The organism is Streptomyces sp. NPDC059398, assembly GCF_042751845.1.
Classification (GTDB): domain Bacteria; phylum Actinomycetota; class Actinomycetes; order Streptomycetales; family Streptomycetaceae; genus Streptomyces.
Genome location: NZ_JBHYWP010000047.1, coordinates 32,744 through 57,669 on the forward strand (window position 1 = coordinate 32,744; position 24,926 = coordinate 57,669).

At 72.7% G+C, this 24,926-nt stretch carries 2 protein-coding genes; both read right to left on the reverse strand.

Annotated elements, in window-relative coordinates; all coding sequences use genetic code 11:
• Positions 1 to 27: 27 nt before the first annotated feature.
• Positions 28 to 9,720, reverse strand: a complete 9,693-nt coding sequence (locus ACFXBC_RS18470) for a type I polyketide synthase (RefSeq protein WP_385024853.1) — start codon at positions 9,718 to 9,720, stop codon at positions 28 to 30.
• A 51-nt stretch (positions 9,721 to 9,771) separates the two neighbouring features.
• On the reverse strand, positions 9,772 to 24,240 hold the full coding sequence (locus tag ACFXBC_RS18475; protein WP_385024856.1) for a type I polyketide synthase: 14,469 nt from the start codon (positions 24,238 to 24,240) through the stop codon (positions 9,772 to 9,774).
• Between the last annotated feature and the right edge of the window lie 686 nt (positions 24,241 to 24,926).

The following is a 24,926-nucleotide window of genomic DNA, read 5'->3' on the forward strand; positions in this document are numbered from 1 at the left end:
TGCCATCCGCACCTGACGGGGTACCAATTACCGGCCGAGTTCCCGGTGGATAAACTCGAATATCTCGTCGTCGGTTGCGGATCCGATCTTCTCCGCGACTGCCTGACTCTCTTCCGGAGCGCCGGTCTCCTTCCACTGGGTGAGGAGACCCTGCAGGCGCTCGGTGACCATCTCGTACGTCTTCTCGTCCGGCGCCGTCCCGGTCAGCAGCGACCCGAGCCGGTCGACCTCCTCCACCAGCGACACCGGGGCCGTACCGTCCTGGAACTCCTCGTTCCAGAGGTGGCCGGCCACTGCTTCCGGGGTGGGGTGGTCGAACAACAGCGTGGCCGGAAGCTGCAGGCCGGTGGCGCTGCTCACCCGGTTCCGCAGCTCGACCGAGGTCAGCGAGTCGAAACCGAGGTCGCTGAAAGGACGGGTGGCCTCCACGTCCTCCGGCGCGGCGTAGTCGAGCACCGCGGCGGCCTGCGTCTGCACCAGACGGACCAGCGCCCGGTGCTGCTCGGCTTGCGGCAGCCCGGCCAGCTCCTCGCGGAGCGAGGCTCCGGCGGCCGGATCGGTGACCGGCTCGGCCGCCTCCTCCGCCAGAGCTGCGGCGACCTCGGGCAGGCTCTCGATGAGCGGGCTGGACCGGCGCAGCGTGAACGGCACGGCAAACCGTGACCAGTCCACGTCGACAATGGTCAGCGGCCCTTCCCTGCCGTCCACGAGATGCGCCAGCGCCTGCACGGCGCGGTCCTTGTCCATCAGCGCCACACCGCCGCGGGCCAGCCGTCCCGCGGTCTCGGCGTCGGTCATGCCGCCGCCGCCCCAGGGGCCCCAGGCCACCGAGGTCCCTGCCAGGCCCTGCGCCCTGCGGCGCTCGGCGAGGCCGTCCAGATAGGTGTTGGCGGCGGCGTAGGCGGGCTGCACGATGCTGCCCCAGATCGCCGAGATGGACGAGAACAGTACGAACGCGTCGAGTTCCAGACCGAGTTCGCGGGTCAGCTCGTCCAGATGCCGGGCTCCTGACGCCTTGGCCGCCAGGACCGCGTCCGTCTCGGCCAGGTCGGCTTCGGCCACCGGCACGGCCTGCCCGATTCCGGCGGTGTGCAGCACCGCGGAGAGCGCCGGGCCGGTCGTCGCGATCCGGCTGAGCGCCCCGGCCACCTGGGCCCGGTCGCTCACGTCGCAGGCCAGTACGTCCACCCGGCTGCCCAGGGCGGCCAGTTCGGCGGCCCGTGCGGCGACCCCGGCAGCCGCCGGACCTGACCTGCTGGTCAGGACCAGCCGCTCGGCACCCCGGCCGGCTGCCCAGTGCGCCACATGCCCGCCGATGGCACCGGTGCCGCCGGTGACGAGGACACTCCCGCGTGGTGTCCACTCCCGGTCCGATGCGGTCGGCTGCGGGGCATGGGTCAGCCGCCGTCCGAGGATCCCGGCCGGACGGATCGCCGCCTGGTCCTCTCCACAGCCAGCCAGCACCACACCCAGCCGGGCGGTGATCTTCCCGTCCTGCCCGTCGAACTCGGCAGGCAGATCGACCAGCCCACCCCAACGCTCCGGATGCTCAAGGCCGGCCACCCGGCCCAGCCCCCACACCTGCGTCTGCAGCGGACGGACCGGCGACTCGGCGGGCGCTCCGGCCACCGCACCCGATGTGGCCACCCAGAGCGGGGCCTCCACCTCCGCGTCGCCGAGCCCCTGCACCAGACCGAGCGTCGCGCCCAGCCCCACGGTCACCGACGGGTACGCGGCCATCGGCGACTCATCCAGCGCCAGCAGCGAGAACACCCCGGCGAATCCATCCACCGGAAGCACGGCGCGGACCTGCTCGGCCACCACCTCCCGGCCGGCAGCCCCGGCCACCTCCAACAGCTCGACATCCGCCCCGAGAGCGGACAGTGCGTCGCGGCACTGCCGCATCATCGAACCGTCCGCCTGCCCGGCCGGGGCAAGAAGCAGCCATGTGCCGGACAGCCGGGCCGGACCCGTCTCCGGGACCGGCGCCCAGGTGATCCGGTACCGCCAGCTCTCGGTGACCGAACGCTCCCGCTCCCGGCGCCGCCAGGACGCCAACGCGGGCAGTACTCCGCCCAGCTGATCCTGGTCCTCCAGAGCCAGTGCGTCCGCGACACCCGAGAGGTCACCGCCCTCGACGGCCGCCCAGAACCGGGCCTCCGCCTCGGTCGACGCACCATCCGCACCGGCCACCGCCGTGGCGGAGGGCTCCAGCCAGTACCGGCGGTGCAGGAAGGCGTACGTGGGCAGCTCCACCACATCACCGGCCGGGAGGACCTTCTGCCAGTCCACCGTCAGCCCACTCACGTACGCCTGCGCGAAGACCCTCAGCAGACGTGCGGCCCCGGCATCCTCCTGGGCCAACGTGCCGACCGACAGCACCTCACCGGCACCCGCGTCCTCCGCGGTCTCCACCACCGAAGCAGTCAGCACCGGATGCGGTGAGACCTCGACGAACGCCCCGTAACCCGAACCGAGCAACGTACGGACGGCTTCCTCGAACCGCACCATCCGCCGCAGATTCGCGAACCAGTACCCCGCATCCACCTCCTCGCCCGTGAGCCACTCACCCGTCACCGTGGACATCATCGGCACCCGGCCCGAGCGCGGAACGATCCCTGACAACTCACTCCGCAACACGTCCGCCAACGGCTCCACCGCCGGAGAATGCGCCACGAAATCAGTCGACGGAACCCGCCAACGCATCACCTTCCGCGCCGCCAACTCCCGCTCGAACCCGTCCAACGCCTCCGGCTCACCCGAGACCACTACCGAGGCAGGCCCATTCACCGCAGCAACCGACAACCGGCCACCCCAGCCGTCCACCAGCTCCCGCACCGAACCCGACGGCATCACGACCGACACCATCGACCCCGACACCGCCAACCCCGACAACGCGCGAGAACGCACCACCACCACACGGGCCGCGTCCTCAAGGGACAGCATCCCGGCCACCGTCGCCGCAGCAATCTCACCCTGCGAATGCCCCACCACCGCATCGGGAACGACACCAGCCGCCTCCCACACCGCGGCCAACGACACCATCACCGCCCACAACACCGGCTGCACCACCGCAGCAGCCTCCAACGACGGCGCACCCCCCACACCCGCCAGCACATCACTCAACGACCAGTCCACATACGCGGAAAGCGCAGCCTCACACTCCGCGAACCGAGCCGCGAACAACGGCGAGCAAGCCAACAACTCCCGCCCCATACCGGCCCACTGCGCACCCTGACCCGCAAACACAAACGCCGTACGCCCCGTCGAACGCACAACCCCCGACACCACCGAAGGCGACGACTCACCGACCGCCAGACTCCGTACACCCTCCAGCAGCCCGCCCCGGCCATCCCCGACCACCACACCACGATGCTCGAACACCGACCGCGTAGCAGCCAACGACCACGCCACATCAGCAGGGCCCACATCCGAGCGGACGTCGACCCATTCGCGGAGCCGGTCGGCCTGGGCGGTCAGCCCCGCGACGGACCGGCCGGACAACAGCCACGCGGTGGCCTCGCCCGCAGCGAGGAGTGCGGGGACGTTGTCCGTCGGCTCGGGCGCCTGGTCGGCGTCGGCCGGCTCGGTCTCCTCGGCCGGGGCCTCTTCCAGGATGAGGTGGGCGTTGGTCCCGCTCATGCCGAACGACGAGACGCCGGCACGACGTACCCGGTCCTCCGCCGACCACGCGACCGCATCGGTCAGCAGCCTGACATCACCGGCCGACCAGTCGATGTGGGGTGACCGCTCGGCTGCGTGCAGGGTCTGCGGCAGCTCCCGGTGCTGGAGTGCGAGCACCATCTTGATGACACCGGCCGCACCGGCAGCAGCCTGGGTGTGGCCGATGTTGGACTTCACCGAACCCAGCCACAGCGGACGGTCATCCGGACGCTCCTGACCGTAGGTCGCCAGCAGCGCCTGCGCCTCGATCGGGTCGCCCAGCGGGGTGCCGGTGCCGTGAGCCTCCACGACATCCACATCGGCCGCCGAGACACCCGCGTTGGCCAGCGCCGCACGGATCACCCGCTGCTGCGACGGACCGTTGGGGGCGGTCAGACCGTTCGACGCACCGTCCTGGTTGATCGCCGAACCACGCACCACAGCAAGGACCTTGTGCCCGTTGCGCCGCGCGTCCGACAAACGCTCCACCACCAGCATGCCGGCGCCTTCGCCGAGACCCATGCCGTCCGCGTCGGCGGAGAACGGCTTGCACCGGCCGTCCGGTGCCAGTCCCATCTGCCGGCTGAACTGGTCGAACAGCAGCGGGTTGGCCGCCACCATGACCCCGCCCGCCAGGGCCAGCGATGCCTCCCCGGAGCGCACCGCCTGGCAGGCCATGTGGAGCGCCACCAGCGAGGAGGAGCACGCGGTGTCCACCGTCACCGCAGGGCCCTCAAGACCGAGCACGTACGACACCCGGCCGGACACCACGCTGGTGGAGATGCCGGTCACCAGGTGGCCGTCGAGTTCCTTCTGCACGCCGGAGCTCCAGCCGTAACCGGAGGCGGATGCGCCGACGAACACACCGGTCCCGGTACCGCGCAGGGATGCCGGGGCAATGCCGGAGCGCTCCAGCGCCTCCCAGGCGACCTCAAGGAGCACCCGCTGCTGCGGGTCCATCGACACGGCCTCACGCGGACTGATCCCGAAGAAGCCCGCGTCGAAGCCGGTCGCGTCGTAGACGAAGCCACCGGAGCGGATGGGCCCCTGGGCGTCCCCCTCCCGGTCCTCGAAGACCCAGCCACGGTCATCGGGCAGTACGGAGACGGCGTCGGTCCCGGCGGTGACCAGGTTCCACAGCTTCTCCGGTCCCGTCACCCCGCCCGGGTACCGGCACGCCATGCCGACGATCGCCAGCGGTTCGTCCGTGGGCGCCGCCGCCAGGACCGGAGCGGTGCGCATCCCGTCCGGCTGTACGCCGTCCGGCATGCCGGGCAGCTCGGCCAGTTCGGCCAGCAGGAACTCGGCGGACGCGGCGGGCGTGGGGGCGTCGAACATCAGGGTGGCGGGCAGTTGCAGACCGGTGGCGCTGCTCAGCCGGTTACGCAGTTCGACCGAGGTCAGCGAGTCGAAACCGAGGTCGCTGAAGGCGCGGGTGGCCTCGACCTCGTCGGGCGAGGCGTAGTCGAGGACCGCGGCCGCCTGGGTCTGGACGAGGGAGACCAGCGTCCGCATCTGCTCGGTACGGGACAGACCCGCCAGCTCCTGGCGCCAGGAAGCCCCGGTGCCCCGGCCTGCCGTCGCGTCGTCGCTCCCCGGTGCGTCCGGCCGGTCTCCGGCCAGTGCGTCCCGGACGTCCGGCAGGTTCTCGATCAGCGGGCTGGGCCGGCGCAGCGTGAACGGCGGCGCGAACCGCTCCCAGTCCACGTGAGCCACGGTCAGCCGGGGTTCGCCGCTGTCCAGGACCTGGGCCAGCGCCTGTACGGCGAGGTCCTGGTCCATGACGATCAGGCCACGCCGGATACCCTGCGCCGCGCCCGCCTCGTCGGTCATCCCGCCGCCGCCCCAGGATCCCCAGGCCACCGAGGTCGCGGGCAGCCCCTGCGCCCTGCGGTACTCGGCGAGGCCGTCCAGGAAGGTGTTGGCGGCGGCGTAGGCGGGCTGGAGGCCGCTGCCCCAGGTGGCCGAGATCGAGGAGAACAGCACGAACGCATCGAGTTCCAGGCCGAGTTCGCCGGTCAGTTCGTGCAGGTGCAGCGCACCGGTCGCCTTGGCAGCCAGTACGGCGTCCGTTTCGGCGAGGTCGGTGTCCTGCACCAGGGTGGCCTGGTTGACGCCTGCGGTGTGCAGCACCGTGGTCAGCGCGGGGCCTTCCGCGGCGATCCGGCCGAGCACCCCGGCCAGCTGGTCGCGGTCTGCCGCGTCGCAGGCCAGTACGTCCACCCGGCTTCCCAGGGCGGCCAGTTCGGCGGCCCGTGCGGCGACCCCGGCAGCCGCCGGACCTGACCTGCTGGTCAGGACCAGCCGCTCGGCACCGCGGCCGGCCAGCCAGCGGGCCACGTGCCCACCGATGGCACCCGTGCCGCCGGTGACCAGGGCGCTGCCGCCGGGCTTCCACTGCCCGGCCGTGCCGCGGGGACGGCCTGCCCTGCTCAGCCGGCGGCCGAAGATCCCGGTCGGGCGGATGGCGGCCTGGTCCTCGCCGCAGCCGGCCAGCACCGCGCACAGCCGCGCCGCGACCTGACCCTCCACGCCGTCCTGCCCGCCGAACCCGGTCGGCAGGTCGATCAGCCCGCCCCAGCGGTCGGGGTGTTCCAGCCCTACGACCCGGCCGAAGCCCCAGGTCAGGGTCTGCGCCGGGGCGGCGGGCGACTCATCGGGCGTGGCGGCGACGGCGCCGCGGGTCAGCACCCACAGCGGCGCGTCGACTCCGGTGTCGCCCAGTGCCTGCACCACGGCCAGTGTGCGGGCGAGGCCAAGGGGAACCGCCGGGTAACGGACCATCGGGCTGTCGTCCAGGGCGAGCAGGGACACGATCCCCGCGGGTGCCTCGGTGTCCTGCAGCGCACTGCCGATAACGGTCGCCATCGCGGTGCGGTCCACGGCGTCCGCGGGTACACGGACGACCGTGGTGTCGGCTCCGCGGGCGGCAAGTGCCTCGGCACAGGCCCGGGTCGGGCCGTCGCCGTCCGGTCCGGTGAGCAGCAGCCAGCGCCCGGTGAGGACGGCGGCGACCGGGTCCGCCACGGGCGCCCAGCCGACCTGGTAGCGCCAGTCGGCGGTGGCCGACCGGTCCTGCTCCCGGCGCCGCCAGGAGCTGAGTGCGGCCAGCACCTCGTCAAGCGAGTGCTCGTCGTCCAGCTCAAGCACCTCGGCGATATGCGCCACATCGCCGCCTTCGACGGCGGCCCAGAACCGGGCTTCGGCCGCTCCGGACGCCCCGTCCGCAACGGGAGCTGCGGATCCGCCCGTGGCGGAGGGCTCCAGCCAGTAGCGTCGGTACTGGAAGGCGTACGTGGGCAGCTCCACCACATCACCGGCCGGGAGGACCTTCCCCCAGTCGACCCGCAGCCCGCTCACATGCGCCTGCGCGAACACCCGCAACAGACGCGCGGTCCCGGCATCCTCCTGGGCCAGCGTGCCGACCGACAGCACCTCACCGGCCCCCGCGTCCTCCGCGGTCTCGGTGACCGCCGCGGTCAGCACCGGATGCGGTGAGACCTCGACGAACGCCCCGTAACCGGCGTCCAGCAGGCTCCGTACGGCCTCCTCGAACCGCACCGTCCGCCGCAGATTCGCGAACCAGTAGGCCGCGTTCACCTCTTCACCCGTGAGCCACTCACCGGTCACCGTGGACATCATCGGCACCCGACCGGAGCGCGGAACGATCCCGGAGAGCTCACTCTCCAACTGCCCCGCCAACGGCTCCACCGCAGGGGAGTGCGCCACGAAATCAGTCGCGGGAATCCGCCAGCGCAGCACCTTCCGCGCGGCCAACTCCCGCTCGAACCCGTCCAACGCCTCCGGCTCACCGGAGACCACCACAGCGGCCGGCCCATTCACCGCAGCAACCGAGAGCCGCCCCTCCCACCTCTCCAGCAGCTCCCGCACGGAATCGGCGGGCATGACCACCGAGACCATCGACCCCGGCACCGCGAGCCCCGACAGCGCCTGGGACCGGACCGCCACCACCCGTGCGGCGTCCTCTAGGGACAGCATCCCCGCCACCGTCGCCGCAGCAATCTCACCCTGCGAATGCCCCACCACCGCATCGGGAACAACACCAGCCGCCTCCCACACCGCGGCCAACGACACCATCACCGCCCACAACACCGGCTGCACCACCGCAGCAGCCTCCAACGACGGCGCGCCCCCCACACCCGCCAGCACATCACTCAACGACCAGTCCACATACGCGGAAAGCGCAGCCTCACACTCCGCAAGACGGGCCGCGAACAACGGCGAGGAGCCCAGCAGCTCACGCCCCATCCCCACCCACTGCGCACCCTGACCCGCGAACACAAACGCCGTACGACCGGTGGAACGCGCAACCCCGGACACCACCGAAGGCGACGACTCACCGGCCGCCAGACCCTGTACCCCACTGAGCAGAGCATCCCGGCCATCCCCGACCACCACACCACGGTGCTCGAACACCGACCGCGAAGCAGCCAGCGACCACGCCACATCGGCCGGCTCCAGCGACGGACGCTCCGCCACCCACTCCCGCAACCGCCCCGCCTGCGCCGTCAGACCCTCCGCCGAGCGGCTCGACACCAGCCACGCCACAGCCTGCCCATCCGACAGCACCGCCGGCTCAGGGGTTTCCTCGGCCGTCTCGGCCTGCTCAGCGGGCCCCTCCAGCGCATCGGCCTCGTCCGCGTCCTCCGCAGGCTCGGCCTCCCCGACCGGCGCCTCCTCCAGGATCACATGCACATTCGTGCCACTCATCCCGAAACCGGACACACCCGCCCGCCGCACCCGCTCACCACTCGGCCACGCAACCGGCTCAGCCAGCAGCTCCACGCCACCCGCCGACCAGTCCACTTCGTCGGTGGGGTCCTCGACGTGCAGGGTGCGCGGCAAGTGCTGGTTCTGCAGCGCGAGCACCATCTTGATGATCCCGGCCATGCCCGCGGCCTGCTGGGCGTGGCCGATGTTGGACTTCACCGAACCCAGCCACAGCGGGCGCCCTTCCGGCCGCTCCTGGCCGTAGGTGGACAGCACCGCCTGCGCCTCGATCGGGTCGCCCAGCGGGGTGCCCGTTCCGTGCGCCTCCACCACGTCCACATCGTTGGCCGAGAGGCGGGCGCTGGAGAGAGCGGCGCGGATGACCCGCTGCTGCGAGGGGCCGTTGGGCGCGGTCAGGCCGTTGGACGCACCGTCCTGGTTGATCGCCGAACCACGCACCACGGCCAGGACCTTGTGCCCGTTGCGCCGCGCGTCCGACAGCCGCTCGGCCACCACCACGCCGACGCCCTCGGCGACGCCCATGCCGTCGGCGCCGGACCCGAACGCCTGGCACCGCCCGTCAGGGGAGAGCCCCAGAGAGCGGCTGAAGTCGGTGAACAGCACCGGGGTTGCCGCCACATAGGCGCCGCCGACCAGCGCCATCGAGCACTCCCCGGAGCGCAGCGCCTGGCAGGCCAGGTGGAGCGAGACCAGCGCCGATGAGCAGGCGGTGTCCACGGTGACCGCGGGGCCCTCAAGGCCCAGGGTGTAGGAGATGCGGCCGGACAGCACGCTCATGGCGTTGCCCGTCATCACGTGCCCGTCCAGATCGCCCTGTTCGCCGCTGGCCCAGCCGTAGCCGGACGCCGAGCCGCCGGCGAACACGCCGGTGGCGGAGCCACGCAGCGAGACCGGGTCGATACCGGAGCGCTCCAGCGCCTCCCAGGCGACCTCAAGGAGCACCCGCTGCTGCGGGTCCATCGACACGGCCTCACGCGGACTGATCCCGAAGAAGGCCGGGTCGAACCGGGTGGCGTCGTAGATGAAGTTGCCCGCCCGCACCTCGGCGGCTTCCTCGCCCGTGCCGTCCGGGCCGCCCAGGTCCCAGCCGCGGTCCTGCGGCAGCCCGGCCACCGACTCCTCTCCTGCGTACAGGAGTTGCCACAGGGCATCGGGGTTGCGCACCCCGCCGGGGAAGCGGCATCCCATGCCCACCAGGGCGATGGGCTCGCCGCCGGCCGCTTCCACCTCCTGCAGACGCTGCCTGGTCTCGTGCAGGTTGGCGGTCACCCGCTTGAGGAAATAGCGAAGCTTCTCCTCGCTCACTTACGTCACCTCGTCGAAGAAGTCGCGTCGCTGGCTGGTCACGCTGGCTGGTCAGTAGATTCCGAGTTCTTTTCCGATGAAGTCGAAGACCTCGTCGTCGGACGACGATTCGAGCTTCTCGGCAACCCCGGTCTCGGCGATCTGGGCCTGGGTCTCTTTCCACTTGGAGAGGACGACCTCAAGTCGGTTGGTGATCTGGGCGGAGTCGCCGCCGGACACCGCGGCGAGCATGTCCTCCAGCCGGTCCAGTTCGGCCAGTACGGGCTTGGCCGGGCTGGACTCCTCGGTGAGGCGGACCCGCAGATGGTCGGCGAGCGCGGCCGAGGTCGGATAGTCGAAGAGGAGGGTGCTGGGCAGCCGCAGCCCGGTGGACCTGCCCAGCCGGTCCCGGAGCTCGACGGCGGTCAGCGAGTCGGCCCCGAGGTCGTTGAAGGCCCGGTCGGCCTCCACGGATTCGGCGCTCGCGTGGCCCAGCACGGCGGCGGCCTCGGTGCGTACCAGCTGGGTCAGCAGCCGGTCCTGTTCCACCCGGGGCAGGGCGGCGAGCTGGCGGGCCAGCGCGCTGCCCGCTGCCGACTCCTCGTCGGCGCCGTCGCCGTCGCCCCTGGCGGCCAGCGTTTCGGCGACCTCGGGCAGGCTCTCGATCAGCGGGCTTGGCCGGCGCAGCGTGAACGGCGGCGCGAACCGCTCCCAGTCCACGTCCGCGACGGTGACGGTCGGGCGGCCTCCGTCGAGCGCCTGGCCGAGGGCGCGGATCGCCGCGTCCGGATCGATCAGGCGCAGACCGCGCCGCTCCATGTGCCCGGTGGCCTCCTCGTCGGTCATGCCACCACCGCCCCAGGGGCCCCAGGCCACCGAGGTGGCGGCCAGGCCGCGGGCCTGGCGGTCCTCGGCCAGGGCGTCGAGGTAGGCGTTGGCCGCCGCGTAACCGGCCTGCATTCCGCTGCCCCAGGTGGCGGCGACCGATGAGAACAGTACGAAGGCGTCCAGCTCCAGGTCCGCGGTGATCCGGTCCAGGGCGGCGGCGCCTGCTGCCTTGGCCGCGAGGACCGCGGCCAGTTCCGGCACCGACGCCTCGTCCAGTGCGGTCATCTGGCCCAGGCCGGCCGCATGCATGACGGCGGTCAGCGGCGGGCCGCCGGCGCCGATCCAGTCGACCGCGCCGACCAGTGCGGACTCCTCGCCCGCGTCGCAGGCGAGTACATCCACCTGCACTCCGGCCGCTGCCAACTCCACCGCAAGCGCACGGCTGTGGGCGGCGGCGGGACCGGAGCGGCTGGTCAGGACGAGCCGCTTGGCGCCGCGACCGGCCAGCCAGCGTGCCACGCGCCCGCCGATGGCACCGGTGCCGCCGGTGATCAGGACGGTGCCGCGGGGCACCCACGGCGCCCCGCCGCCCCGCGGCTGCGCGGCGCGGGTCAGACGGCGTCCGTAGATCCCGGACGGGCGGATGGCCACCTGGTCCTCGCCGCATCCGGCGATCACCGCACGGAGCCGTTCCGCGGTCCGCTCGTCGAACTGCTCCGGCAGGTCGATCAACCCGCCGCCGTGGTCCGGGTGTTCCAGTACGACAACCCGGCCGAGCCCCCACGCCTGCGCCTGCACCGGGCCGGCCGGCGCCTTCTCCGGCGCGACGGCGACACCGCCGCGGGTCACCCCCCACACCGGCGCGAGCACCCTTTCGGCGACCAGGGCCTGCGTCAGGGTCTGGGAACCGGCCAGACCGTTCGCCAGTGTCGGGTGCTCCGGCAGCGGGGTCTCGTCCACGGCCAGCAGGGATACGACGCCCGCGACACCGTCCTCCGGGAGCGCCGCGGCGATCTGTGCCGCCAGCCGTTCCTGGTCGGTGGTCTCCGCGGTCACCAGGGGCACCACCCGGCAGCCACCGGCGGTCAGCGCCTGCGCGCAGTGCTCGGTGAGCGCCTCCGCGGCCTGTCCTGCCGGGGCCACCAGCAGCCAGTTGCCGGCCAGTTCCACCGGGGCGGGGTCCGTGACCCGCTCCCAGTCCACCCGGTACCACCAGTCGGCGGTGGCGGACCGGTCCCGTTCGCGGCGTCGCCAGGACGCCAACGCTGGCAGTACGTGGGCCAGTTGCTGCTCGTCCTCGACGGCCAGGGTGTCGGCGATCCGGGAGAGGTCGCCCTCCTCCACCGCCGCCCAGAACTGCGCCTCGGCAGCCGTTCCCGTGCCGTCACCCCAGGAGTGCGGGAGGGTCTGTATCCCGTCCGGCCAGTACCGCTGGTGCCGGAAGGCGTACGTCGGCAGCTCCACCGGCTCCGCGATGGGCAGCACGCGCTTCCAGTCCACCTGGACCCCGGTGACGAAGGCTCGCGCCAGACCGGTCAGCAGGCTCGCCACACCGTCGTCCCTGCGCCGCTGGAGCGGTACGAAGGCGGGCTCGGCACGGTCGGCACCGGCCACCGCTTCGGCGCCGAGGGACGAGAGCGAGCCGTCCGGGCCGACTTCGACGAAGACGGAGATGCCCTCCCTCCCGAGTGCGGCCACCGCGTCGGCGAACCGGACCGCCTGCCGGGTCTGCGCAGGCCAGTAACCGGCCTCCGGCTCGGCCACCAACTCACCACTCAGCGCGCCCGCCCACAACACGTCAGGCCGGTGGTACGTCAACCCGGCAGCCACAGAACCCAGTTCACCGAGCACCGGATCCATCGCCGGGGAGTGGAAGGCGTGCGACACCCGCAGCCCCCGTACCCGGGAACCCCGATCCCGCCAGAGCTCCATCACCGCGTCGACGGCCTCGGCCTCACCGGAAACGACCACGGAATCCGGCCCGTTCACCGCGGCGACCACCACATCCCCGGTCACTTCCGCGAACGAGGCGACTACCTCCGCCTCCGGCGCGTTGACCGCAGCCATCGCACCACCGGCGGGCAGCTCCTGCATCAACCGGGCACGCGCCGCCACCAACCTGCACGCATCAGGAAGCGAGAGCACCCCCGCGACGTACGCGGCAGCCACCTCACCCACCGAATGGCCCACCACCGCATCCGGCCTCACACCAGACGCCTCCAGCACACCCGCCAGAGCAACCTCGAAAGCAAACAACCCCGCCTGCGCATACAACGTCTGATCCGCAAGCCCCGAATCCACACCATCCACGCCCAGGACCACATCCCGGACCCGAACCGAGGAACCCAACTCCAGCTCCAACAACCCGCACACCCGGTCAAACACCTCAGCGAAGACCGGACTGCCCGCATACAGACCCCGGCCCATACCCGTCCACTGCGCACCCTGACCCGCGAAAATCAGACCCACCCGGGCACCCGTCCGGGCCACACCGGTCACCGTCGTACCCGACGGCGCACCCGCCGCCAGCTGACGCAGACCCGAGACCAGCTCCGCACGCTCGGTGCCGACCAGGACGGCGCGGTGCTCGAAGGCCGAGCGTGTCGCCGCCAGCGACCACGCCACATCACCCGGTTCCAGCTCCGGACGGGCCGACACCCACTCCCCCAGCCGGTCCGCCTGCGCCGCAAGACCCTCAGCAGAACGCCCCGACACCAGCCACGCACCGGCGGTCGTGTGCGCCAGCACCGGCACCGCGTCCCGCTCCGGCCGGGCCGCCCCGGATCCCGCATCGGCGGACTCGCCGGCCTCGGCGGGGTCCTCGGGCGGGGCCTCTTCCAGGATGACGTGGGCGTTGGTGCCGCTGATGCCGAACGCGGAGGTGGCTGCCCGCCGCGGGCGCTCCCCGGCCGGCCATGCCACCGGCTCCGCGAGCAGCCGCACTTCGCCGGCCTGCCAGTCGATGTGCGGCGAGGGCTCGTCCACGTGCAGGGTGCGCGGCAGCTGCTCGTGCCTCAGTGCCAGCAGCATCTTGATCAGGCCCGCCATACCGGCGGCGGCCTGGGTGTGGCCGATGTTGGACTTCACCGAGCCCAGCCAGAGCGGCCGGTCCGCCGGGCGGTCCTGGCCGTAGGCCGCCAGCAGCGCCTGGGCCTCGATCGGGTCGCCGAGCGGGGTGCCGGTGCCGTGTGCCTCCACCGCGTCCACCTCGTCCGGGGTGAGGCGGGCATCGGCCAGCGCCGCGCGGATCACACGCTGCTGGGACGGGCCGTTGGGGGCGGTCAGGCCATTGGACGCACCGTCCTGGTTGATGGCGGAGCCGCGTATGACGCCGAGGACCCGGTGCCCGTTGCGGCGGGCGTCCGAGAGCCGCTCAAGCACCACCATGCCGGCGCCCTCACCCATACCCATGCCGTCCGCTTCGGCGGAGAACGCCTTGCTGCGCCCGTCCGCCGCCAGCCCGCGCTGCCGGGCGAAGCCGACCATCTCCCACGGGGTGGCCATCACCGCGACCCCGCCGACCAGTGCCAGCGGGCACTCCCCGGACCGCAGGGACCGGGCGGCGGTGTGCAGCGCCACCAGCGAGGAGGAGCAGGCGGTGTCCACCGTCATCGCCGGGCCTTCGAGGCCGAGTACGTACGAGACACGGCCGGAGATGATGCTGGTCGCGTTCCCGGTCACCAGGTGTCCCTCCACCTGGGCCGCGCTCTCCTCGCCGCCGAGCTGCATGCTGGCCAGCGCGTAGTTGGAGGAGTAGCCGCCGATGAACACACCGGTACGCGAGCCGCGCAGGGTTGCCGGGTCGAGGCCGGTGGACTCCAGCGCCTCCCAGGAGAGTTCCAGCATCAGACGCTGCTGCGGGTCCATGGCCAGTGCCTCGCGCGGGCTGATTCCGAAGAAGCCCGCGTCGAACCGGGTGGCCTGGTGGAGGAAGCCGCCCTCGCGGGTGTACGAGGTTCCGGCGTGCGAGGGGTCGGGGTCGAACAGGGCGTTCTTGTCCCAGCCCCGGTCCTTCGGGTAGCCCGAGATCCCCTCGCCGCCGCCGGCCAGCAGTTCCCAGAGCTCTTCCGGGGTGTTGAGGTCGCCGGGGAAACGGCAGCTCATGGCGACGACGGCGATCGGGTCCTCGCCCGTGCGGTCCGGCAGCTCCGGGGTCGCGGCGCTGCCTGCCGACGCGGTGTTCATGTCCAGAGCGCCGAGCAGCGTGGTCCGCAGGTGCTCGGCGAGCACCGCGGGGGTGGGGTGGTCGAACATGAGCGTTGCCGGGAGCCGGAGCCCGGTCATTGCGGCGATGCGGTTGCGCAGCTCGACCGAGGTGAGCGAGTCGAAGCCCAGCTCGCTGAAGGCGCGGTTCGGTTCGACCTCGTCGAAGTCGGCGTGGCCGAGCACTCCGGCGGCCTCGTCCCGGATCCGGCCCACCAGGAGCCGGTCCTGCTCGGTCCTGGACAGTCCGGCCAGCTGCCGGCCCAGTTCGCCCTCGGCCTGCTGTGCGCCACTCTCGGTGCGCCGGACGGCCTTGAGCTGCTGGACCTCGATGAGGTCGCGCAACAGCGGGGCCTCCAGAGCCTGTTCCTGCCCGGGTGCGGAAGCGAAGGCGTCGAGGTCGAGGTCCATCACGGTCAGTACGGTGTCGGTGCCGGCCAGTGCGGTGCCCAGGGCCTTGACCGCGAGCGCCGGGTCCATGAGGACCTCCCAGCGGTTGCGGCGCAGCCGCTGCCGGGCCGCCTCGGTGGCCTGGGACACGCCGTCGCCGGACCAGGGGCCCCAGGCGACGGCGAGCGCCGGAAGCCCACGGGAGCGCCGGTTCTCCGCCAGGGCGTCCAGGAAGGCGTTGGCCGCCGCGTAGTTGGCCTGCCCGGCACCGCCGAAGGTGGCTGCGGCCGAGGAGAACAGCACGAAGGCGTCCAACTCGCGGTCGGCGGTCAGTTCGTCGAGGTGGACGGCTCCTGCGGCCTTGGCGGCCAGGGCGTTCGCCAGCCGGTCGGCGTCCAGCCGGTCCAGCACCCCGTCGTCGAGGACGCCCGCGGTGTGCATGACGGCGGTCAGCGGCGGTCCGTCGGAGGCGATCCGGTCCAGGAGGGCGGCCAGCTGGGAGCGGTCCGCGCTGTCGCAGCGACGGATCTCCACGGTGGTGCCGGAGGCTGCCGCGCTCGCGGCGAGTGCGGCGGCGCCCGGGGCTGCGGCGCCCGACCGGCTGGCCAGCACGAGCCGTTCGGCGCCGCGGCCGGCCAGCCAGCGGGCGACATGCCCGCCGACGGCGCCGGTGCCGCCGGTGATCAGGACGGTGCTGCGGGGCGTCCACTCCCGGTCCGCGGCGGGCTGCGGGGCCCGGGTCAGCCTGCGGGCGAGGATCCCGGCGGACCGGATGGCCACCTCGTCCTCCCCGCAGCCTGCGAGGACCGCGCACATCCGGCTCGCGGCCCGGTCGTCCAGGACCGCGGGCAGGTCGATCAGCCCGCCCCAGCGGTCGGGCTGTTCCAGCGAGACGACCCTGCCGAGTCCCCAGGTCTGGGCCTGTACGGGACGGGTCAGCGGGTCGCCGGGCGCACTGGCCACCGCCCCGGTGGTGACCATCCACAGGGGTGCGGTGATCCCGGCGTCGGACAGCGCCTGCACCAGGGTCAGCGTCCCCGCCAGCCCGCCGGGCAGCGCGGGGTGCCGGGCGGTCGGCTCCTCGTCCAGCCCCAGCAGCGACAGCACCCCGGCCACCGAAGTGGGTGCGTCCTGCGCTGCGTCAGGTCCGGCCGCCCCGGCGTGGCCGGGGTGCAGAGCCCGTACGAGATCGGCGGCCAGCGCTCCACGCTCCGCGGTGCCCGTGGCCACCTCGACGGCCTCGGCCCGGACGCCGCGCGCGGTCAGCGCGCCGACGCACGCCCGGACCAGGTCCGCGGTGCCGCCGGTGTGCTCTGCGGGGACCGCCACCAGCCAGGTGCCGGCCGGCTTGGCCGGTGCCGGGTCGCTGAGCGGCGTCCAGCTGACCCGGTAGCGCCAGTTGCCGGTGACGTCGCGCTCCCGCTCGCGCCGCCGCCAGGACGCCAGCGAGGGGAGCACCTCACCGAAGGGCTGCGCTCCGTCCACGGCGAGGGTGTCGGCGAGCTGCCGCAGATCGCCTTCCTCGACGGCCGCCCAGAAGCGGGACTCGGCCTCGCCTGCCGCACCGGCCCCGCCGATGGCGTCCGTGACGGGTCCGGCCGGGCGGTCGGCGCCGAGCCAGTAGCGCTGGTCGCGGAAGGCGTACGTGGGCAGGTCGACACGGCTTCCGGTGGGCAGCACCCGGCGCCAGTCCACGGCGGTGCCCGCCACGTGCACCTGGGCGAGGGCGGCCAGCAGCCGCTGGGGGCCGCTGTTCTCCCGGTCCACCGTCCCGGTGATCACCGGGGTGCCGACCGATGTCAGCTCCTCGATGCTCTCGCTGATCCCGGTGGTCAGCACCGGCTGCGGGGAAACCTCGACGAAGGTCCGGTTCCCGGCCGATGCCAGTTCCTGTACCGCCTCGTGGAATCGCACGGTCCGGCGTACGTTGGCGAACCAGTAGCCGGCGTCCAGCTCCGCGCCGTCCACCCAGCGGCACTCGACGGTGGAGAACATCGGTATCCGCCCGGCCTCCGGCCGGATGCCGGACAGGCGCTCGGTCAGTACCCCGGACAGCTGCGCCACCCCGGCCGAGTGCGCCACGAAGTCGGTCACCGGGACCGGCCACCGCATGATGTGGCGGGCCGCCAGCTCGGCGCCGAACTCGGCCAGCGCCTGGGTCTCACCGGAGACCACGGTGGCGGCGGGCCCGTTCACCGCGGCGACGGCCAGCCGGTCGCCCCAGGGCTCCAGCAGTTCGCGTACGGCCGCGGCGGGCATCACCACCGACAGCATGCCGCCGCCGGTGCCCAGACCGGACAGCTCCTGGCTGCGCACCGCCACGACCCTGGCCGCGTCCGGGAGGGAGAGGATGCCGGCCACCGTGGCAGCGGCGATCTCCCCCTGCGAGTGGCCGACCACCGCGCCGGGGGTGACACCCGCGGCCTCCCAGACCGCGGCCAGCGACACCATCACCGCCCACAGCGCCGGCTGCGCCACGTCGGCACGCTCCAGCCCCGGCGCCCCGTCCGCACCGGCCAGCACATCGGCCGGCGACCAGTCCACGTACGGTTCGAGCGCCGCGGCGCACTCCGCGAACCGGGCCGCGAACACCGGCGATGCGGACAGCAGTTCCCGGCCCATGCCGGCCCACTGGGCGCCCTGGCCGGGGAAGACGAAGACGGGCTCGTCGCCCTCGACGGCCGCGGCGGTACCGGCGACCACCCGGGGGTCGCTCTCCCCGGCGGCCAACGCGGCCATTCCCGCAGCGAGTTCGGCACTGTCGCCACCGGTCACCACAGCCCGGTACTCGTGCACCGAGCGGGTCGCCGCAAGGGACCAGGCGACATCAGCGGGGTCCGCCCCGGGGTGAGTCGCCAGGTGCTCCGCCAACCGGGCCGCCTGCCTGCGCAGACCGTCCGCCGTACGCCCGGACACCAGCCAGGCGACACCGCCGGTCGCGTCGAGGACCGCGGGGGGCCGCGGGGCGCCGCGCGCAGCGGCCCCGGCCCCGCCGCACGGGCCGGGGGCCGCGACCACGTCCGACCCGGCCGGCTCCGGGGCCTCTTCGAGGATGACGTGCGCGTTGGTGCCGCTGACGCCGAAGGAGGAGACCCCGGCCCGTCGTGCCCGCACGCCGTCGGACGGCCAGGGCTGCGCCCTGGTCAGCAGCCGTACGTCGCCCGCTTCCCAGTCCACGTGCGGCGACGCCTGCTCGGCGTGGAGGGTTTGCGGCAGCTGCTCGTGCTGGAGCGCCAGGACCATCTTGATCAGGCCGCTGATACCGGCCGCGCCCTGGGTGTGCCCGATGTTGGACTTCACCGAGCCCAGCCAGAGCGGCCGGCCGTCGGGGCGGCCCTGGCCGTAGGTGGCCAGCACCGCCTGTGCCTCGATGGGGTCGCCAAGGGTGGTGCCGGAGCCGTGTGCCTCCACCGCGTCCACATCGGCCGTGGTCAGCCCGGAGCCGGCCAGCGCCTCCCGGATCACCCGCTGCTGCGAGGGTCCGTTGGGCGCGGTGAGGCCGTTGGAGGCACCGTCCTGATTGACGGCGGAGCCGCGCACCACGGCCAGTACGGGGTGGCCGTTGCGCCGGGCATCGGAGAGCCGCTCAAGGACCACCATGCCGACGCCCTCGGCGATGCCCATGCCGTCCGCGTCGGCGGAGAACGACTTCGAGCGGCCGTCCGGGGCCAGCCCGCGCTGCTTGCTGACCCAGACGAACAGTTCCGGGGTGGACGCGACGAAGGCGCCACCGGCCAGCGCCAGCGTGCACTCCCCCGAACGCAGCGCCTTCGAGGCCATGTTGACGGCCACCAGCGCCGAGGAGCAGGCGGTGTCCACGGTGACCGCGGGGCCCTCAAGGCCGAAGCTGTAGGCGATGCGGCCGGAGAGCACGCTGGTCGTGGTGCCGGTCAGCAGGTGCGCCTCCAGGCCCTCGGTGGCGTCCGGGCGGGACAGGCCGTAACCGGCGAAGCTGGCGCCCGCGAACACCCCGGTACGGCTGCCGCGCAGCGAGCCGGGGACGATACCGGCCCGCTCCAGGGCCTCCCAGGACGTGCCGAGCAGCAGCCGCTGCTGCGGGTCCATGGCCAGCGCCTCGCGGGGGCTGATCCCGAAGAAGCCCGGGTCGAACCCGGCGGCGTCGTAGACGAACCCGCCCTGGCGTACGTATGCGGTGCCCGGCGCGTCCGGATCCGGGTCGTAGAGGGCGTCCAGGTCCCAGCCGCGGTCCTGGGGGAAGGCCCCGATCGCGTCGGTGCCGGTGGCCAGCAACTCCCAGAGGTCCTCGGGGGACTTGACGCCGCCGGGGAAGCGGCAGCCCATGCCGACGACGACCACCGGATCGTCGTCCGCGGCCACCGTGTCCGGGACGGGGGTGGCGCCGGCACTCGCGGTCCGGCTGCCCAGCAGCTCGGTGACCAGATAGCCGGCCAGCACCGTGGGGCTGGGGTAGTCGAAGAGCAGTGTGGCGGGCAGCTTGAGTCCGGTGGCGGTGGCCAGCCGGTTACGGAGTTCGACCGCGGTCAGCGAGTCGAAGCCCAGCTCGCTGAAGGCCCGGCCGCTGCCGACCGCCTCCGGAGAGGCGTGCTCCAGCACGGCTGCCGCTTCGCCCCGGATCAGTTGGGTCAGGGTGCGCTGCTGCTCGGTCCCGGTCTGCTCGGCCAGCTGCTGCACCAGCGGGCTGCTCGCCCCGGGCTCGACGTTCTGCTCGGAATCGGTGCCCGCGAGGGCCTCGACGACCTCGGGCAGTCCGTCGATCAGCGGGCTCGGCCTACGCAGGGTGAACGGCGGGGCGAACCTCGCCCAGTCCACGTCCACCACCGCCGGCCGGGTCTCGCCGCAGTCCAGGATCCGGGCCAGTGCGCCGGTGGCCAGGTCCGGGTCCATCAGCCGCAGCCCGCGCCGCTCCAGCTGGACGCCGTCGTCACCGGTGCTGGTGGTACCGACGTTCCACGGGCCCCAGGCCACCGATACCGCGGTCGCGCCGCGGGCCCGCCGTTGCTCCGCCAGCGCGTCCAAGTAGGCGTTGGCCGTCGAGAAGCCGGGCTGGCGGCCGCCGCCCCAGACGGCGGCGACCGAGGAGAACAGAACGAAGGCGTCGAGGTCCGATCCGGCGGTCAGCTCGTCCAGTACGGCTGCCGCGCCCGCCTTGGCCGCGAGCACCGGGGCGAGCTGCGTGGCGTCCAAGCCGTCCACCGCGACGCTGTCGACCACCTCCGCGAGATGGAAGACCGAGGACAGCGCCGGTCCGGACGCCTCGGTCCAGGCCAGTGCCCCGGCCGTCCGGGCGCGGTCGGCCGCGTCGCAGTCCAGTACGTCCACCCGGCATCCCCGGGCGGCCAGTTCGGCGGCGAGCGCGGCAGCACCCTCGGCCTCGGGGCCTGCGCCGCCGGTGAGCACCAGCCGGGCGGCACCGCGTGCGGCGGCCCAGCGCGCGACCTGCCTGCCCACGGCTCCGGTGCCGCCGGTGACCAGGACGCTTCCGCGTGGCCTCCACTCCTGGTCCGCCGCGCTCAGCTGCGGGGCTCGGGTCAGCCGCCGTCCGAGGATCCCGGCCGGACGGATCGCCGCCTGGTCCTCTCCGCAGCCCGCGAGCACCGCGCCCAGCCGGGCAGCGGTCTTCCCGTCCTGCCCGTCGAACTCGGCAGGCAGATCGACCAGCCCGCCCCAACGCTCCGGATGCTCAAGACCGACCACCCGGCCGAAGCCCCAGATCTGCGCCTGCACCGGGTCGGCAGGCGCCTCACCGGGCCCGGTCGCGACGGCGCCGCGGGTGGCCACCCAGAGCGGGGCCTCGACCTCGGCGTCGCCGAGACCCTGCACCAGGCCGAGCGTCGCACCCAGCCCCACCGTCACCGCCGGGTACGCGGCCATCGGCGTCTCATCCAGCGCGAGCAGCGAGAACACCCCGGCGAATCCGTCCACCGGGACCACCGCGCGGACCTGCTCGGCCACCGTCGACCGCCCGGCGGCCCCGGCCACCTCCAGCAGCTCGACATCCGCTCCGCGCGCCATCAGCACCTCGCGGCACTGCCCTGTCCGACCGCCCTCGGCGGAGCCCGCGGGAACTACGAGCAGCCACGTACCGGACAGCCGGGCCTGGCCCCTTTCGGCAACCGGCGTCCAGCCCACCTGGTAACGCCAGTCGGCGGTGGCCGTACGCTCCTGCTCCCGGCGCCGCCAGGACGCCAACGCAGGGAGTATCTCGGCCAGTTGCTGCTGGTCCTCCAGAGCCAGTGCGTCCGCGACACCCGAGAGGTCACCGCCCTCGACGGCCGCCCAGAACCGGGCCTCCGCCTCGGTCGACGCACCATCCGCACCGGCCACCGCCGTGGCGGAGGGCTCCAGCCAGTAGCGATGACGCTGGAAGGCGTACGTGGGCAGCTCCACCGCCGCACCGGCCGGGAGAACCTTGCCCCAGTCGACGGGGAGCCCGTTCACATGCGCCTCTGCAAAGGACCGCAGGAGACGCGCGGCCCCGGCATCCTCCTGAGCCAGCGTGCCGATCGACAGCACCTCACCGACCCCGGCGTCCTCCGCCGTCTCCGTCACCGAAGCAGTCAGCACCGCATGCGGCGACACCTCGACGAACGCCCCGTAACCGGCGTCCAGCAGGCTCCGTACGGCTTCCTCGAACCGCACCATCCGCCGCAGATTCGCGAACCAGTAGGCCGCGTCCACCTCCTGACCCGTGAGCCACTCACCGGTCACCGTGGACACCATCGGCACCCGACCGGTACGCGGGACGATCCCGGACAGCTCCCCCTCCAACTGCCCCGCCAACGGATCCACCGCCGGGGAGTGCGCCACGAAATCCGTCGCCGGAATCCGCCAACGCATCACCCTGCGAGCGGCCAACTCCCTCTCGAACTCAGCCAACGCCTCCGGATCACCTGAGACCACCACGGCGGCCGGGCCATTCACCGCGGCTACCGACAACCGGCCGTCCCAGCCGTCCACCAATTCCCGCACCGGATCGGCGGGCATGACCACCGACACCATCGACCCCGACACCGCGAGCCCGGACAGCGCCTGAGACCGCACCGCCACCACACGGGCCGCATCCTCCAGCGACAACATCCCCGCCACCGTCGCCGCAGCGATCTCACCCTGCGAATGACCCACCACCGCGTCAGGGGCGACACCCGCCGCCTCCCACACCGCGGCCAGCGACACCATCACCGCCCACAGCGCGGGCTGTACGACTTCGGCCGCCTCCAGCTCGGGAGCCCCGTCCGCGCCCGACAGAACACCACTCAGCGACCAGTCCACATACGGGGCAAGCGCAGCCTCACACTCCGCGAGACGGGCGGCGAACAACGGCGAGGAGCCCAACAGCTCCCGCCCCATCCCCACCCACTGCGCACCCTGACCCGCAAAAACAAACACCGTCCGACCGGTCGAACGCGCCACCCCCGACACCACCGAAGGCGAAACCACCCCCGAAGCCAGCCCGTCCAGACCGGACAACAGCCCGTTCCGGCCATCCCCGACCACCACACCACGGTGCTCGAACACCGACCGGCCGGCAGCCAACGACCACGCCACATCAGCCGGCTCCAGCGACGGGCGACCCGCGACCCACTCCCGCAGCCGGTCGGCCTGCGCGGTCAGCCCCGCGACGGACCGGCTCGACACCAGCCACGCAGCAGCCTGCCCATCCGAGAGCACCGCCGGCCCGGCAGATCCCACAACTTCCTCGGCGGGCCCATCCAGCACATCGGCCTCGCCCGGCTCCGCAGGCCCGACCTCCCCGACCGGCGCCTCCTCCAGGATCACGTGCACATTCGTGCCACTCATCCCGAAACCGGACACACCCGCCCGCCGCACCCGCTCACCACTCGGCCACGCAACCGGCTCAGCCAGCAGCTCCACGCCACCCGCCGACCAGTCCACGTGCGGCGTCGGCTTGTCCACATGCAGCGTGCGGGGCAACTCGCCGTACTGCAGGGCCAGTACCGTCTTCATCACACCCGCGACGCCCGCGGCGGCCTGGGTGTGGCCGATGTTGGACTTCACCGAACCCAGCCACAGCGGCCGGCCCTCCGGACGCTCCCGGCCGTAGGTCTCCAGCAGCGCCTCGGCCTCGATCGGATCACCCAGCCTGGTCGCCGATCCGTGTGCCTCCACCACGTCCACGTCGGACGCCGATACACCGGCGTTGGCCAGTGCCGCTCGGATCACCCGCTGCTGCGCGGGCCCGTTGGGCGCCGTCAGACCGTTCGACGCGCCGTCCTGGTTGATCGCCGAACCACGCATCACAGCAAGGACCTTGTGCCCGTTGCGCCGCGCGTCCGACAAACGCTCCACCACCAGGAGGCCCACACCCTCGGCCCAGCCCGAGCCATCCGCCCCCTCGCTGAACGACTTGCAGCGCCCGTCCACCGACATGCCCCGCTGCCGGGAGAAGCCCACGAACACGGAGGGTGCGGAGATCACCGTGGAGCCGCCGGCCAGCGCCAGCGAGCACTCCCCGGAACGCAGCGCCTGGGCCGCCATGTGCAGAGCCACCAGCGAGGACGAGCAGGCGGTGTCCACCGTCACCGCCGGGCCCTCCAGGCCGAAGGTGAACGCCAGCCGCCCCGAGGTGACGCTGGTCGACACGCCCGTGAGGAGGTGACCCTCGGAGCCGCCGGACCTGGTCGAGGGGTCGGTGCCGTAGCCCTGTCCGTAGGAGCCGGCGAACACGCCGGTGGCCGAGCCGCGCAGCGAGTCCGCGTTGATGCCGGCCTGTTCGAACGCCTCCCAGGCCACTTCGAGCAGCACCCGCTGCTGCGGGTCCATGGACACGGCCTCACGCGGACTGATCCCGAAGAATTCCGCGTCGAAGCCGGTGGCGTCGTAGACGAAGCCGCCGTGCCGCGCGTACGAAGTGCCCGGGTGGTCCGGGTCGGGGTCATAGAGGTTCTCCAGGTCCCAGCCGCGGTCCTGCGGGAACGGGCCGATCGCGTCGGTGCCCGATGCGAGCAGCTGCCACAGGTCATCGGGGCCGTGGACACCGCCGGGGAAGCGGCAGCCCATCCCGACGATCGCAATCGGCTCCTGGCCCCGTTCCTCGACCTCGGCCAGCCGGCGGCGGACCTGACGCAGATTGGCCGTCACGAGCTTGAGGTAATCGCGGAGCTTGTCTTCGTTGGCCATCTGAATCCGCCATCCCTGCTTGCCGAGAATACGCCGCTGCTGATCTCCGCGACCGCGATGCGGGTTACCTGGGAATTACGCAAAATTGATGCAAGGGCAACAGGGGAAGAACACCCGCGCCCGGCTGTGGAATACAGTCACGCTTTCACCGCGGAAAGGCCCCGGGGCCCCTGCCGCACAACACGCCACCTCACGATTGCCGTCAGTAACTTCAAGACAGAGATACCGGGTGACGTTGATGAATACCCTGAGAGTCGAGCCCACCGGCGACAGGAACATATCCAGAGCCCATGAGTGCCGCAACGTCTCAGTTGAACGCCCGCGACCAGGGTGAGAAGGCCGGAGCCGGGCGTTCGATCTGCTCACTGAGCAGGGAAGTCACGCACTCTTCGGCGGCCCCCGGATCGCAGTAATTACTCGTCGGAAAGGGCGCAGGACTCGGCGGGCGTGGAAGCGGCGGACAACGGGCGCGGAACGGCGGTATTCGGGCGGGGAACGGCGGCCCGTGGGCGCTCGGCGGAGATGAACGGGCTAAGGGCTGTCCCGTGATCCCTGGTGGATCAGCGCGCGGCGTCAGATGCGGTGCATCGCAAGGCGGAGGGGCGTCCGCATACTGGTTGTATTCGGGCGTTCCGACAACGCGGTGAGGTGCCGTAGCTGTCGTCGCGCGCCCGCCAGGGATTACG

Bases quoted from the DNA above. Each gene is read 5' to 3' on its own strand.
- ACFXBC_RS18475 (WP_385024856.1), bottom strand. From the start codon at position 24,240: ATGGCCAACGAAGACAAGCTCCGCGATTACCTCAAGCTCGTGACGGCC.